The sequence below is a fragment of the Sphingobacterium sp. UBA865 genome (assembly GCF_002295765.1).
Taxonomy (GTDB): Bacteria; Bacteroidota; Bacteroidia; order Sphingobacteriales; family Sphingobacteriaceae; genus Sphingobacterium; species Sphingobacterium multivorum.
Window position 1 is genome coordinate 126,766 of the sequence record NZ_DBGB01000013.1, and the last position, 13,993, is coordinate 140,758.

Consider the following 13,993-nt stretch of genomic DNA (forward strand, 5'->3'; position numbering starts at 1 on the left):
GCTTACAAAAAATGAAATCAACTGGATATACTTCATTGGCCATAGCCTTATTGACATCGCTTACTCTAAATTCCTGCAAAAAGTTTTTAGATCTTCAGCCTACCTCCACGGTAACGAGCGAAAATGCCTATCTCACAGGAGACAATATTGAGAAAGCATTAAACGGAGCCTATAATTCTTTTATAGGCAATGGCACTCGTCCAGGTAGCAATGCCAATTATTATCAATGGGAAATGATTCTGCAAACAGATATTCGCTCTGATAATGCCCATGCTGCCGGTGGTGGCGAAATAGATTTTGCACAAATTGACTATAATAACATCACCAATACCAATGAAATGGTACGCAGGGACTGGGAAGAACTGTATGGAGCAATCTCAAAATGCAATATCGTTATTGACAACGTTGATAAGGTCACAGATCCTACTTTTTCGGATGAAAGACGCAAACAAATTCTTGGAGAAGCTTCATTTTTAAGGGCCTTCCATTATTATCAATTGGTCAAGCTTTATGGTGGTGTGCCCTTGGAAAAACACTCCAACAGTACAGATGCAGAAGTATTACGCATCAAGCGATCAACTGTAGCCGAGGTTTATGATTTTATCGATTCGGATCTGCAAGTTGCTGCAAACAACCTACCCGATGGATTTGGGCAACCTTCCATTGACAAGGTCAGAGCAACAAAAGGGGCTGCAAATGCCTTACTGACCAAGATATGGGCACAACGCCCTGATCGAGATTACAATAAGGTATTGCAATACGCCGATGCAGTGATCGCTGGAAAAGGTGGTTACCAGCTCCTTCAAAACTATGCGGATCTTTTTGACGGCAAACACAACTATAATAGTGAATCTATCATTGAGATTCCCTATATCGCCGGCAGTCCCAATCTAAGCTGCTGGGGTGGCGCATTCTTTTTCCCGGATCTTGATGAAAATGGCAAAATCAACGAAAACGAATGGCGCCGATATGGAACACCATCGAAAGATCTTGTCGAAGCTTATGACAATGCTGGCGACACCGAACGAAAGAACGCCAACATTTGGTTCTATTCAGTTCCTTGGGCGGATGAATTTTGGAATCCCTGCGGAGATGCTGCGACAGAAATCCCATTTAACGTAAAGCAAAAACATGCCAACAGCTTCCAAAGTGGCGATCATTTTTACCTTTTACGACTTGCGGACATCATTCTGCTCAAAGCAGAAGCTCAAAACGCACTGGGAAATACTTCAGGGGCAATAAATACCCTTAATGTCATCCGTCATCGCGCAGGGCTCGCCGATTTATCCGGTATCAGCTCCAGTGCCCTAAAGGCCATCATTCTCAACGAGCGCCGATTAGAACTAGCTTTTGAAGGGCAACGGTGGGATGATTTAAACCGTTATGGTGTCACAGTAGATGTGATGAATAAATTAAATGAAATCAAATTTACATGCGATAACGGCAAGCAGAGTAGCCCTACGTTGATTAAGTATAATTTTAACCAAAATAGCCTGCTCCTTCCAATACCATTATTGGAACTGCAGGCAAACCCGAGCCTGACTCAAAATCCAGGCTATTAATTAGACCAAACATAGGCTGTTCAAAGGAGTATCCTTGAACAGCCTTTTTTACCAATACACTTTATTATGACTCGTTTTAAATCACTGGATATTTTCCGTGGGTTTACACTCGCGGCTATGATTCTCGTCAATAATCCTGGCAACTATCATCATGTATTTCCTCCACTTGAACATTCCATTTGGCATGGATGTACGTTTACAGATCTTATATTTCCATTTTTCCTATTTGCTGTCGGAAACGCTATGGCATTTTCTTTAAAAAACAGCGACCAGTTAGCCCCCACACGATATTGGAATAAAATTCTCAAGAGAACAATCATCCTTTTTCTACTTGGTCTGTTTTTAAATATTTTCCCCTTTGCGGAATGGAATAGTCTTCACCAGCTCGAGTGGATTCCCTTTGCCAAGTACAGGTATTTTGGGGTGCTGCAACGTATTGCAATCTGCTATTTCAGCACGGCAATGATACTATACTATTTTAGGGCTAAAGGTGCTGCAGTTATTAGTATCTTCCTGCTACTCCTCTATTGGCTAATTTGCTATTACGGTAATCCAGCAGATCCTTACAGTCTGGAAGGTTGGTTTGGAACGACACTAGATATCCGAATCTTTGGTGCATCCCACCTCTATCACGGCGAAGGAACAGCATTTGATCCAGAGGATGTCTGGAGCGTATTTCCGGCCATCAGTCAAACGATATTCGGGTATATCACAGGAAAATACATTATTCAAAAACTGACCGGCAAAAGTGAACTGATGAACCTATTTGTCGTAGGCCTGGTCTTTATTTTAGTAGGCTATCTATGGTCATTTGCTTTTCCTATTAATAAGAAAATCTGGACCAGCAGTTACTGCGTATTCACAACGGGTATTGCCATCTCTTTTCTTGGTATATTAATCTATCTCATCGAATTTCAAAACATCAGAGGGATATTTTATACTGTCTTTGACGACTTCGGCAGGAATACACTATTTATCTATTGTCTTAGCGGACTAATCCCTACGATTTGTTCATTTATTCTCATTGGGGATAAACATCAAAACCTTTGGAACTTTAGCTATCATTTCCTGTTTGATGGTTGGCATAATCAACAATTATCCTCCGCCCTATTTGCATTGCTATTTGTCGCTTTGAATTGGTTGATCGCCTATTATTTACGAAAGAAAAAGATCTATATCAAAATCTAGGTCAAGGTATCTTTGGGTTAAAATAAGGGAATCTGAATTAGGAATAAAAAAAAGGGCCAAAGGCCCTTTTTATATATAAAGATATGGATAAGATATACCGCAGCTACTTTTAGAAAACGCCCCATCTTTGTTTTACTAATTCCGCTATTACAGTACGCTGACACTAAAGTAACTTAAACTAACTATAGAGAGAAAAAACTTAGGGGGACAAAAGGGGGACAAATATTAATCAATTGAAAACCAATAAATTGAAACATACACTTCAAATAAAAAAAAACACTGATTTATTTTGAATAATCAAAATAAAAGGAATACTTCACCTAAAATTCTTGTTCGGAAATATAAAAAAAAGAAAACCTGAGGTTGGGAGCCCCAGGTTTTTAACTAACCAATTATTAACCTAAATTATGAAAAGTCTTTTTTTAATATTCTACACAAAGAATATTTCAACTATTGGACCAAAATCGCGCGCGATTTGCGATTTCACATTTCTTTAACAGATTACTGAGATTGAAATGACTAAACGGAAAAAATTCCCAAAATATGACTTGAAAATATGCTGTTAATAGAAATTAAATAGACTATTCGGAGTCAATTTCTCGTAAGAGAAAGTGGGCTCTGCCGCAACGTCAGGTAAAATCTTTGATTTTGTTAAGAAATGTACTTTAGCGGGATGTCTTTCTGCTGCCATTTTGACCAATTCCATCATGTAGTGATTGCTCTGATATCTTTTAACTTGTCCTTTTATATCTTCAAACCCGCTGTACTGGCCGTATTGATCCATATATCCCATTCCATAAAAAATACCATTTTCAATGACAATGCAACTTTTTTCATCAGAATTACGTCCTTTATCGATCAATACATACGATGGCTGCTGTTTGAGCCAATCCTCAATACAACGTTCCATCCGGGTATTGTGTAGGTCTCGATCGGGCAATTCGGTCTTCTTGATGGATTTCGTAGACAAACTGGCGTGCCCAAACTGACAAAATTGCGGATTAATAGCGTCATGCTGAATAAAGCTTTGCAGCAACTGAATAGCGTCATATTCACGCTGAAACAGCTGAATACATGCTTGTCCCCTTGTCGTCTTCCCTATAGCCAGATGGAGATAGCCATTTTGGTCCTCATAAGAAAATAAACCGAATTTAGGCTCATACCGTTTAAGTGCCCTATTATATTTTGGCCAGAACTTTTTAATTTCCGCACATTCCAATAACAATGACATCAGCTCAGTTCCGCAGCACTCATAACTTATATGATGAATTTCTTTTAAGAAATGTTGCCTTTGCGCTTGAATATTATTCCCTGTAAAATGGGACAATACTCTTTTTTTTATATTTACAGCCTTGCCAACATAAATTACTTTTCCAGCTTTGTCATGAAAATAATAGACCCCGGGATCATTGGGCAATTGTTCATATTCCAAGGGATTTAAATGCGGTGGAAAACGTTGGTCTAGCGCTTTATGTTTAATCATATCCTGAAATACCTGTTCGGTATCTAGCACTTTCAAATAAGCAAAGAGAATGGCTGTTGCATCGGCGTCGCCACCCGCACGGTGTCTATTTTCAATTGGGATATCTAAATAATCACATAGACGTCCCAAACTATAGGACAATAATCCGGGCTTGATTTTTCGGGCATAGCGTACTGTACATAATTTTATTGCTGACCACTCGAAGCCCGATTCCTGAAGCTGAAACCGAATGAATGAATAATCAAAGTTTACATTATGCGCAACAAAAATACGGTCTTTGAGCATTCCATAAATGTGTTCGGCAACTTGATCAAATAATGGAGCATCTTTCACCATATCATTGTCTATTCCCGTAAGCGCAAAAATTGAATTTGGAATTTCTTTCCCTGGATTAACCAAGGTCTCCCAACGTTCCAAAACCTGGTTACCATCATGAATAATAATGGCAACTTCGGTGATCCGGCTCGATTTTGCATGGCCACCTGTAGTCTCTATGTCCACAATGGCAAATTCTTGTCTTTTGCTTTGATTTACACTCATAACGCAAAGCAAACATACTAAAAATATTAGCTATTTAAAAGAATCGCTGCAATTTTACAAAACACAAAAGCAAATTATGCCATCTAACTGGTAAAACAGCTGTTTTTCTCAACTAATGTCATGTTATATATTGCTGGATTTTGTTTAATTTGTACTTTTCATTCATTAAATCATGCTCATGGAAGTAATACAAAAAAATGACGATAAACATGGTAGCTTTGAGGTTATCGATCAAGGAAAATCAGTTGCGCAAATGACTTATACCTGGGCTGGCCCCACAAAATTCATTATAGATCATACGGAAGTAAGTTCTGAATATGCAGGAAAAGGGCTAGGTAAACAGCTATTGATGGCGGCAGTGACTTATGCACGTCAAGAAAATTTAAAAATTATGCCTTTATGTCCTTTTGCAAAATCAGTTTTTGATAAGGATCCGACATTGGCCGATGTGCTTTTTTAAGGCCTCGACCAATATGCAGAAAGATGGTTAGATTGCTGTCGCAATTTACCCATCTTTTTTTCTGTTTATCTACTGGCTAGTTGCTGATCAAATTTAATGGCAAGTTTGTTTATCAACTTGAAGATCAGATCAGCTGTTAATTTCGCCGTTCTAGAATCGATATCAAAATGGGGATTAAATTCAGCAAAATCGACAGATTTTAAGTTGGGCAGATCCAGTAGAATATCGTAGATCGTAAAGAACAAATGATCGGGCACTATACCGTTAAATGCCAATGCACTTACTCCCGGCGCATAAGCTGCAGCGAAAGCATCAAGATCAACCGTCAAATATACATAATCTACTGATTTGGCAAAACGTACAATTTTGTCGCGAATGAAATCAAGTTTCTCAACGACCAGACCCTCTCGCCCTATAATCTGTACTTTCTTCGCTTTGGCATAGTCGAGCAATCCTTTGGTATTACTAATTTCTTGAATACCAATTGCCAGGTAATGAAATGGCAAACCTGCATTAGACTGGTCCTGCTCGATTTGATAGAAGCCCGTTCCCGAATTCCCTTTGCCGTCCTGCAATGGACGGATGTCTAAATGGGCATCCAAATTAATAATGCCTAGACTTTGATCACGGCTCTTAAGAAATTCTTTAACACCCAAATAATGGCCATAGGTTACTTCATGGCCGCCACCCAAGATGACTGGAAATCCTTCTTGTTCAAGAATACAATTTAAGGCAGAACTTAAACCCTGCTGCGACAGCTCTAAATCACTGTCTTTTATCAATATATCACCACAATCTTTAAGTTGTAATTTATCTGAAAAATGTACAGGAAGGTTTGTTAAGACATTCCGAAGTGCTGTGGGTCCGTCCTTGGCTCCTACACGACCTTGATTGCGTCCGACCCCCTCATCGCTACAGAATCCCAGAAAAGCGAAGGACTGTCTTAAATCAGGCTGCTCGAGAAGATCAACACAATCCATTAATTGATGCCAACGCATCCATTCACGATCCTGGCCATCGATACGCCCTTTCCATACCGCTTGGTCACCTTTGCTGTATATTTCTGGATTATTCAACAAAAAGTTCATTCGTTCAGATCAAATAATTGTTCAATAATATCGTCATCTACAAGTTGCGCGCGCGTAACTTGCAATGCCGTATTTCCCTCCATTGCACGATCTAGCGCCTGATTAGCTTCCTTATTTCTAGCCCAAGCACGCCTAGCGATCCCATTATTGACATCAAAATACAGCATCTTTTCCAATTTAACAGCTGCTTCCCCTGAGCCATCTAGCAGTAAACCAAAGCCACCGTTGATGACCTCTCCCCAACCAACTCCGCCGCCATTGTGAATAGAGACCCAAGTGGCCCCGCGGAAACTGTCTCCGATGACGTTATGAATAGCCATATCTGCTGTATATTGACTTCCATCGTAAATATTACTGGTCTCCCGATAAGGTGAATCGGTACCGCTCACATCATGATGGTCTCTTCCCAAAACAATAGGTGCCTCAAATAAGCCACTTTTTACAGCGTCATTAAAAGCCTTTGCTATTGCAATTCGTCCATTGGAATCTGCATACAGGATACGAGCCTGAGAGCCTACCACAAGTCTATTTTTTCCAGCTTCTTTAATCCACTGTATATTATCTTGCATCTGCTGTTGAATTTCCACTGGGGCCTCTTTTCGGAGATTTTCCAAAACTGTCATGGCTATTTCGTCTGATTTTTGAAGATCCGAAGCCTTTCCTGAGGTACAAACCCACCGAAAAGGTCCAAAACCATAGTCGAAACACATTGGACCAAGAATATCCTGCACATAAGATGGGTAGCGGAATTGATCCTTGTCATTATTCCATACGGCTGCACCAGCGCGACTGCTTTCCAAGAGAAACGCATTACCGTAATCAAAAAAATAAGTTCCTTTGGATACATGCTTATTGATGGCATCAACATGTCGTACAAGGCTTTCTTGTACACATTGCTTAAATCTGTCAGGATCACTCGCCAACAAAGCATTGGATTCTGCAAAGGTCAGCCCCATTGGATAATAGCCTCCAGACCAAGGATTATGTAATGATGTCTGATCAGATCCGACAGTGATGTGAATATTTTCGTTATCAAAGGCTTCCCACACTTCGACAATATTACCGATATAGGCAAAGGATACGGTCTCCTTTTGATCCATCACCAACCGTACCTGTTCAACAAGTTCATCGATGTTTTCGATCAATCGGTCTACCCAACCTTGTTCATGCCGTTTCTTTGCCGCAGCGGGATTTATTTCAGCGCATACGGTGATACAGCCGGCAATATTACCTGCTTTAGGTTGTGCGCCACTCATTCCCCCCAAGCCAGAAGTCAAAAATACCTTGCCCTGAATTGTATCATCTGCTGCTAAGTGTTTTCGGAAAGCGTTCATGACAGTAATTGTGGTGCCATGTACTATACCCTGGGGACCAATATACATATAGGAACCTGCTGTCATCTGTCCATATTGCGTAACGCCTAAGGCGTTAAAACGCTCCCAGTCATCCGGTGTCGAATAGTTTGGAATCATCATGCCATTCGTTACAACAACGCGTGGTGCATGTTGTGACGACGGGAAAAGACCCATGGGATGACCACTGTAGAGATGTAAAGTTTGCTCATCTGTCATCTGTGCAAGATACTGCATGGTGAGGCGATATTGAGCCCAATTTTGGAAAACAGCTCCATTCCCACCATACGTAATCAGTTCATGAGGATGTTGCGCTACAGCTGGATCAAGGTTGTTCTGAATCATCAACATAATCGCTGCCGCTTGCTTGCTCTCTGCTGGATAATCAGCGATCGGTCGCGCGTGCATTGCATATTGGGGCCTAAAGCGGTACATGTATATTCGGCCGTAACTACGGAGCTCCTCTAAAAATTCAGGTGCTAAAACGGTATGCCATTGTTTGGGGAAATAGCGTAATGCGTTCCGTAAAGCCAGCTTCTCTTCCGACCGGGTGAGAATATCCTTTCGTCGGGGGGCATGACTTATGGTATGATCTCGCTCTACTTTTGGGGGCAATACGGTCGGAATACCTTCCGCCACCTCGTTCTTAAATGTATCTTCCATGTTGTTATAATGAGAATACTTCCCGACCATTTTTCCATACTGCTGTAGGTTGCAAACTTCCTTGGCAGTAAGTAATATCCTGATAATTAGCTGTTTTAAATATACTGAAATCTGCTTTCATGCCTTTGGCTAACACGCCGCGATCCGACAGGTTTAAAGCTTTGGCGGCACGATAGGTTAATGCAGCAAGCAACTCAGCGTTCGTCAACTTCTCTGCTGTTGCCAAAATACTCGCACTCGTCAATAATTGTCCCATGGGTGCAGAACCCGGATTCCAATCACTTCCTATCGCCAAACATGCACCTGCATCCAACAGCTTTCTAGCTGGCGTAAAACCACATCCAAGTCCGATGGAAGCCGCAGGTAGCGCCACCGCAACTGTATCTGAATGGGCAATAAGGTCAATTTCAATTGCTGTTGATGCCTCAAGATGATCCGCAGATTGGGCACCGAGTTCAACTGCAATCTGACTTCCCGAAGTTGTGAACTGATCGGCATGAATAGTCAGGTCAAAACCCATCGCTTTTGCTTTTTGTAAATATGCCACAATGTCTTCCCCTTGAAACGCTGTTTTTTCTATAAATGCGTCAATCCGGTTTGACAGCCCTTCTGATTTTAATAGCGGAAAAAGATCTGTTGTAATTCGATGAAGATAATCCTTTGCCGATCCGCTGAAGTCTCGCGGGAGCATATGTGCCGCCAAACAAGTTGGAACAAGGTCTGATGCCGTACGACGATCCGACTCCTGAATGACACGTAATATCTTCAGCTCTTCTTCAACATTAAGACCGTAACCGCTTTTAACTTCAATTGTTGTGATTCCTTGCCTTAACAGAAAATTTGCACGCTGGATCGTGAGATCAATCAATTCTGCTGCATCACAATCCCTTGTGTGTGATACCGTGCTCCAAATCCCTCCCCCAGCTGCCGCAATCTCCAGGTAGCTTGAGCCTGCATTTCGGAGGGCGAAATCATTTGCTCGATTACCGGCAAAAGCAATATGCGTATGGCAATCAATAAAGCCTGGCAAGGCGACTTGATCTTCCTCTACATGTACAAGTGCCACTTGCTTTCCCCATTGCAGTTGTAATCCCTCAAAGTCCGCCACTTCCATGATATCGTTACCTGCTATTAAAATACCTCCATCTTTAATAATAACTATTTGTTTATCATGGAGCGCCCCATTAACGGGCATATTTGACATGGTTAATATCTGCCTAAAAGGTCCAACTAATTTTAGCTCTTTTTCCATCCTTCTTCGTCTAAAACTCTTCAAATCTTTGTTTCAAATCCGCAGCAATTTCGCCCGTCGCATATTGACGATGCAATGTGATCAGTTCGCCCGATTTTACGAGCCTTAATGCTTCAGTCAACAGCTCTTCCATCGGTTGATCGGATTCGATATGCGGAATGGACTGACGAATTCTCGCATGAATAGCTTCCAATGCTGCAGTCGATTTTAATGGCTGATGATAATCCTTTGCCTGTGCCGCACATAACAGTTCAATGCTTAATATTTTATCAACATTGTCAATGACCTGTAGTAATTTTCGGCCGGAAATAGATCCCATACTGACATGGTCCTCTTGGCCTAAAGAGGTAGGAATACTATCTGCACTTGCAGGAAAACAAAGCCCTTTATTCTCACTTGCAATCGCGGCTGTGCTATATTGTAAGATCATAAATCCTGAATTGAGACCGGTTGATTTCATTAACAATTTTGGGACACCGTTGGTTTGACCTTCTAAAGACAAGTAAACCCTTCGATCCGAAATATTGCCGATTTCCGATGCAGCAAGTGTGGCATAATCCAAAGGCAAAGCGATTGACTGTCCGTGAAAGCTACCGCCACTAATGGTTAGTTCATCATTAATGATCACAGGATTATCGGTCACTGCATTTATTTCGATTTCTATGGTCTCCTTCAAATGAAGCCAAGCATTGCGTGATGCTCCGTGGACTTGAGGGATACAGCGCAAAGAATAGGGATCTTGTACGCGGGAACAGTCTTTGTGGCTTTCTAAAATGGCGGAGCCATGAAGCATGTTAAAAATGCTTGCAGCGACATAACGGTTTCCGGCATGCGGGCGTAATTGATGTAATTCAGTAAAAAATGGTTTTATTGAGCCGTTTAAACCTTCAATCATTAAGGTCGCAATAATATCAGCATTCTGAAGTACACGATTTAACTCAGCAACAGCCATCACAGCATGGGCTGCCATAAATTGAGTTCCATTGATCAAAGCCAGACCTTCTTTTGCGCCCAAGTGCACCGGAGCCATACCATATTTTTCCAAAACGGTAGCTGTTTCCATAATTTCCCCTTCTACGTTGACTTTTCCTAAGCCAATCAAGGGTAAAAATAAATGTGACAATGGCGCCAAATCACCCGATGCGCCGACAGAGCCTTGCTTAGGTACCACAGGAATGATATGGTTTTCGATATGCCAAATAATCCGTTCAATTGTCGCATACTGAACACCCGAAAATCCTTGAGAAAGCGCGTGAACTTTAAGAATAAGCATCAATTTGGCCAAATCATTGGCGATAGGTTCGCCCATACCGACAGCATGGCTTTTTAGAATGTTTTCTTGTAGCAACTGCGTTTGACTTGCGTCAATAAGTGTGGTACACAAGGGACCAAAACCGGTATTAATCCCATAGACAACCTCACCACGCTCGACTATTTTACGGACATAACTGGCGCTCTGCTCGATCTTATTCTTGACTCCGGGTGATATTTCCCCCGTAACCGTTCCTTTTACTATGGCTAAGGCTACGGAGCATGTTAGCTGCCCACTGCCGTATAAAAATTTTTCCATCTTCCTATCTGCTTTACTCAAATGTACTTGCTATATTTGATAATTAGAAATACCATTTTTATCATCAATTGATAACCATGAATTATCAAATAGAACTAAGACACTTACTGTATTTTAAAGTATTGGCAGAAGAGCTGCATTTTAGAAGGGCTGCCGAAAAATTGTTTATTGCGCAGCCGGGCTTGAGCAGACAAATTAAGCAGCTGGAGGAATCCTATGGCGTAGCACTTTTTGAGCGTAATAAACGAAATGTTCAAATGACGGAAGCTGGGATCTATCTCTTTGCGGAGGTGAAAGAACTCTTTAGGCACTTGGATCAGATTGAAACTCAACTTCAAAGCTTTGCCAATGGTAAAATAAGTACCTTAAAGCTGGGGTTTATTGGGTCGGCTGTTCAGACCATCCTGCCGGAACTACTACTCAATTTAAAACAGCAGCAACCTGATATCGAGTTATCACTTCACGAACTAGCGAATGAAACCCAGCTGGATCTGCTGGAGAAAAAAGAATTGGACTTAGGCTTTGTTCGTCTTTCGGAAACGCCACCTGGCCTATGTAGCCTGCCTATACATACCGAGCATTTTAGTCTCGTTTTACCCAACGATCATCCCCTATTGAATTCGCCGAAAGCAAGTCTTGACGCCTTAAAAGATGAATCATTTATCTTATTTTCCAAAAACTATAGCCACTCTTATTATGATCTCGTCATGAGTATCTTTAGTGATCATAAGTTTATCCCCAAAGTTACTTTGCGCACTGTGAATGCTTTGACCATTTTCAATATGGTTGCTCAGGGATTGGGTGTTGCCATTGTTCCTTCGTCTTTAAAGAACGGATACCATGTTGATGTCACCTTCCTTGAATTGAACGGTTTACCACAACGAACAACGCTCTCTCTAGTTTGGAATGCACAAAATCGCAACCCGGGTATTCCATTGGTCACCCAGATCATTACTTCACAACTAAAATACGGATATAATACGTCAAAGCGGGATAATTAAGGTCTAAGTCCATATTAAAACAATAAAGAATAAATTGTTCGGTAAGCTTGTTCGTGTATTGCATATCAGAAACAAATTTTCTAAGTTTGAGTTATTTACTAAACTTGATAAAAAAACAAATTATGATTTTAGAAGTAGCTGTATTGCAAATTATTGAAGGACAACAATCCAATTTTGAAAGAGACTATAAAACAGCTTGCCAGTATATTAGTGCGAGTAAAGGCTATATAACGCATTCACTACGTAAATGTATTGAGAAAGACAACCAGTACATTCTATTGGTCGAATGGGAAACGTTGGAAGATCATACCATCGGTTTCAGAGAATCTGCATTATTTAAGGAATGGGAAAAACTTTTACATCATTACTACGATCCGTTTCCAACAGTCGAACATTATGAAGTGTTAAAATAGTAGTTTTATCGTCCTTTTTCTATAATAATCTAGTATCTTTGTAGAAATTTTTGATATTCAACTTTTAACCCCTGTAGCGTCGCAAGCGTTACAGCTTTGAACAGAACAAGATGTACACAAAAGAAAAAGCAAAAGTAAATAGTTTTACGGTAGATCATACCAAATTAAAACAAGGGATCTACGCTAAAGCTTCTACCACCAATAACAGCAATGTTGAAAGTTATACAACTTACGACATTCGCATGATCAGACCGAATTCTCCTGAGCGTATGCTATCGCCTGAAGTCATGCATACCTTAGAGCATTGTTTTGCAACAGAAATTAGAACCATCTTAGGTGATGAGGTTATTTATGTTGGACCAATGGGCTGTTGCACGGGATTTTATGTTGTATTGGCTGGAACAGCGAAAACTCCTCAGAATGTGGCTGAATTGATGAAAGAAGTATTAGAGACTATTCTTACAGAAGGATACGAAGTACCTTTCCAAAACCCGATTAGCTGCGGAAACTACACATTTATGGATTTTCCCACCTCAAAGCAGGCTTGTGTTAACTTCTTAAATCTGATAACTGCCGGAGAATTGGCTTTTGAGTATCCATATATTGAAGAAAACTAAATGATCCTGAATAAAGATATTGAAACGATTATCTTGGTAGCAAATAAAAATGAGCTATCTTTTAATCCGACCATTGAATCGACTTTTGTCTACGAAATTGGTGTAGGTAAAGTAAATGCTCTCCTAGCCGTTGCTACGCTTTATGAAGACATCAAAGCTTTAGGGATCAATCCTATTCTTCTCAATGTGGGCACTGTGGGCTGTACAAGACATCCGATAGGACATGTTCTTTATCCGGCATACTATGCGCAAGGAGACGCGTATACAGATGGTTTTTTTCTGGAAAACACCTTGTTTTTTAAAGGGCAAGGGATTTTGGAATCCATTTCACGCGATGAATTTCGTTACGAAGATGCACTCTTGACATCGGATCGTTTTATCAATGTAAATACGGCTTTTTATCAGGATATCAAACATTTTAATCCTCTGGCATTTGATATGGAATCTTATGCCCTAGCGAATTTCTGTTTTCAAAAAAATCTCACCTTTCATAGCATTAAAATTGTTTCAGACAATTGTGATGGTACCGTTAAAGATTGGGAAAGCATTTTAGGGGAAATTTCAGGGAGATTAGGAGACATCCTCGATCAATTTATGAAAAAATTGAATCACGAAAAAGCTGCTGCTGTCCCTATATCGTAAGTTAATGAGATAACAAAAAGACCTGTAGAAATAGAGGTCTTTTTTGTTGCTATTTGGGCCGTACCGCTGCCCAAATTCCCCAGCATTATTCCAATAAACTACCTTGTTCTTTCTTCAACAGCTGCCCCTACCGTCCTTCTAATTTGAATTTATCGAAACTAT

The 13,993-nt window shown here is 40.6% G+C and carries 12 protein-coding genes; 7 read left to right on the forward strand and 5 right to left on the reverse strand.

Features of this window, described 5'->3' with window-relative positions; translation table 11 throughout:
* Positions 1 to 11: 11 nt before the first annotated feature.
* Positions 12 to 1,562, forward strand: a complete 1,551-nt coding sequence (locus tag B2O97_RS07775) for a RagB/SusD family nutrient uptake outer membrane protein (RefSeq protein ID WP_286767223.1) — start codon at positions 12 to 14, stop codon at positions 1,560 to 1,562.
* Positions 1,563 to 1,628: 66 nt separating this feature from the next.
* Positions 1,629 to 2,750 (forward strand): acyltransferase family protein, encoded by a 1,122-nt coding sequence (locus B2O97_RS07780; protein WP_070563969.1) that lies wholly within the window; start codon positions 1,629 to 1,631, stop codon positions 2,748 to 2,750.
* 562 nt (positions 2,751 to 3,312) lie between these two features.
* Here B2O97_RS07780 and B2O97_RS07785 read toward each other — a convergent pair.
* Entirely contained in the window at positions 3,313 to 4,773 is a 1,461-nt protein-coding gene (locus B2O97_RS07785) for an exonuclease domain-containing protein (protein ID WP_286767224.1), read from the reverse strand.
* Between the two features lie 178 nt (positions 4,774 to 4,951).
* On the opposite strand from B2O97_RS07785, the gene B2O97_RS07790 reads away from it, so the two are divergent.
* Positions 4,952 to 5,233 (forward strand): GNAT family N-acetyltransferase, encoded by a 282-nt coding sequence (locus B2O97_RS07790; RefSeq protein WP_112374089.1) that lies wholly within the window; start codon positions 4,952 to 4,954, stop codon positions 5,231 to 5,233.
* Positions 5,234 to 5,298: 65 nt separating this feature from the next.
* On the opposite strand, the gene hutG is transcribed toward B2O97_RS07790, so the two are convergent.
* Genes hutG through hutH form a run of 4 tightly spaced genes read right to left on the reverse strand, consistent with a single transcriptional unit; the run spans position 5,299 to position 11,158 of the window.
* The gene (hutG, locus tag B2O97_RS07795) at positions 5,299 to 6,321 is read right to left on the reverse strand and encodes a formimidoylglutamase (RefSeq protein WP_286767225.1); all 1,023 of its coding nucleotides are present in this window, start codon (positions 6,319 to 6,321) and stop codon (positions 5,299 to 5,301) included.
* The gene (locus tag B2O97_RS07800; RefSeq protein WP_070564498.1) at positions 6,318 to 8,336 is read right to left on the reverse strand and encodes a urocanate hydratase; all 2,019 of its coding nucleotides are present in this window, start codon (positions 8,334 to 8,336) and stop codon (positions 6,318 to 6,320) included. Before B2O97_RS07800 ends, hutG begins: the two co-directional genes overlap by 4 nt.
* A gap of 4 nt (positions 8,337 to 8,340) precedes the next feature.
* Positions 8,341 to 9,540: an imidazolonepropionase gene (gene hutI / locus B2O97_RS07805; RefSeq protein ID WP_286767226.1), complete on the reverse strand. Its 1,200-nt coding sequence runs from the start codon at positions 9,538 to 9,540 to the stop codon at positions 8,341 to 8,343.
* Between the two features lie 58 nt (positions 9,541 to 9,598).
* Positions 9,599 to 11,158: a histidine ammonia-lyase gene (hutH, locus tag B2O97_RS07810; protein ID WP_070563957.1), complete on the reverse strand. Its 1,560-nt coding sequence runs from the start codon at positions 11,156 to 11,158 to the stop codon at positions 9,599 to 9,601.
* A 77-nt stretch (positions 11,159 to 11,235) separates the two neighbouring features.
* Between hutH and B2O97_RS07815 the strand changes: the two genes are divergently transcribed.
* From B2O97_RS07815 to B2O97_RS07830, 4 genes are all read left to right on the forward strand, one after another.
* Positions 11,236 to 12,159 (forward strand): LysR family transcriptional regulator, encoded by a 924-nt coding sequence (locus B2O97_RS07815; RefSeq protein ID WP_070563954.1) that lies wholly within the window; start codon positions 11,236 to 11,238, stop codon positions 12,157 to 12,159.
* Positions 12,160 to 12,281: 122 nt separating this feature from the next.
* Positions 12,282 to 12,572 carry an antibiotic biosynthesis monooxygenase family protein gene (locus B2O97_RS07820; RefSeq protein WP_046673491.1) on the forward strand — a complete coding sequence of 97 codons (291 nt, stop codon included), beginning with the start codon at positions 12,282 to 12,284 and terminating at the stop codon, positions 12,570 to 12,572.
* A 110-nt stretch (positions 12,573 to 12,682) separates the two neighbouring features.
* Positions 12,683 to 13,189, forward strand: a complete 507-nt coding sequence (locus tag B2O97_RS07825) for an S-ribosylhomocysteine lyase (RefSeq protein ID WP_046673492.1) — start codon at positions 12,683 to 12,685, stop codon at positions 13,187 to 13,189.
* Positions 13,190 to 13,831, forward strand: coding sequence for a hypothetical protein (locus B2O97_RS07830; protein ID WP_070563951.1), 642 nt, complete (start codon positions 13,190 to 13,192; stop codon positions 13,829 to 13,831). It abuts the gene before it with no gap.
* Positions 13,832 to 13,993: the final 162 nt, after the last annotated feature.

What these genes read in the sequence shown, in the direction of transcription:
- B2O97_RS07775 (WP_286767223.1), top strand. Translation starts at nt 12, where the DNA reads ATGAAATCAACTGGATATACTTCATTGGCCATAGCCTTATTGACATCG.
- B2O97_RS07780 (WP_070563969.1), top strand. Translation starts at nt 1,629, where the DNA reads ATGACTCGTTTTAAATCACTGGATATTTTCCGTGGGTTTACACTCGCG.
- B2O97_RS07785 (WP_286767224.1), bottom strand. Translation starts at nt 4,773, where the DNA reads ATGAGTGTAAATCAAAGCAAAAGACAAGAATTTGCCATTGTGGACATA.
- B2O97_RS07790 (WP_112374089.1), top strand. Translation starts at nt 4,952, where the DNA reads ATGGAAGTAATACAAAAAAATGACGATAAACATGGTAGCTTTGAGGTT.
- hutG (WP_286767225.1), bottom strand. Translation starts at nt 6,321, where the DNA reads ATGAACTTTTTGTTGAATAATCCAGAAATATACAGCAAAGGTGACCAA.
- B2O97_RS07800 (WP_070564498.1), bottom strand. Translation starts at nt 8,336, where the DNA reads ATGGAAGATACATTTAAGAACGAGGTGGCGGAAGGTATTCCGACCGTA.
- hutI (WP_286767226.1), bottom strand. Translation starts at nt 9,540, where the DNA reads ATGTCAAATATGCCCGTTAATGGGGCGCTCCATGATAAACAAATAGTT.
- hutH (WP_070563957.1), bottom strand. Translation starts at nt 11,158, where the DNA reads ATGGAAAAATTTTTATACGGCAGTGGGCAGCTAACATGCTCCGTAGCC.
- B2O97_RS07815 (WP_070563954.1), top strand. Translation starts at nt 11,236, where the DNA reads ATGAATTATCAAATAGAACTAAGACACTTACTGTATTTTAAAGTATTG.
- B2O97_RS07820 (WP_046673491.1), top strand. Translation starts at nt 12,282, where the DNA reads ATGATTTTAGAAGTAGCTGTATTGCAAATTATTGAAGGACAACAATCC.
- B2O97_RS07825 (WP_046673492.1), top strand. Translation starts at nt 12,683, where the DNA reads ATGTACACAAAAGAAAAAGCAAAAGTAAATAGTTTTACGGTAGATCAT.
- B2O97_RS07830 (WP_070563951.1), top strand. Translation starts at nt 13,190, where the DNA reads ATGATCCTGAATAAAGATATTGAAACGATTATCTTGGTAGCAAATAAA.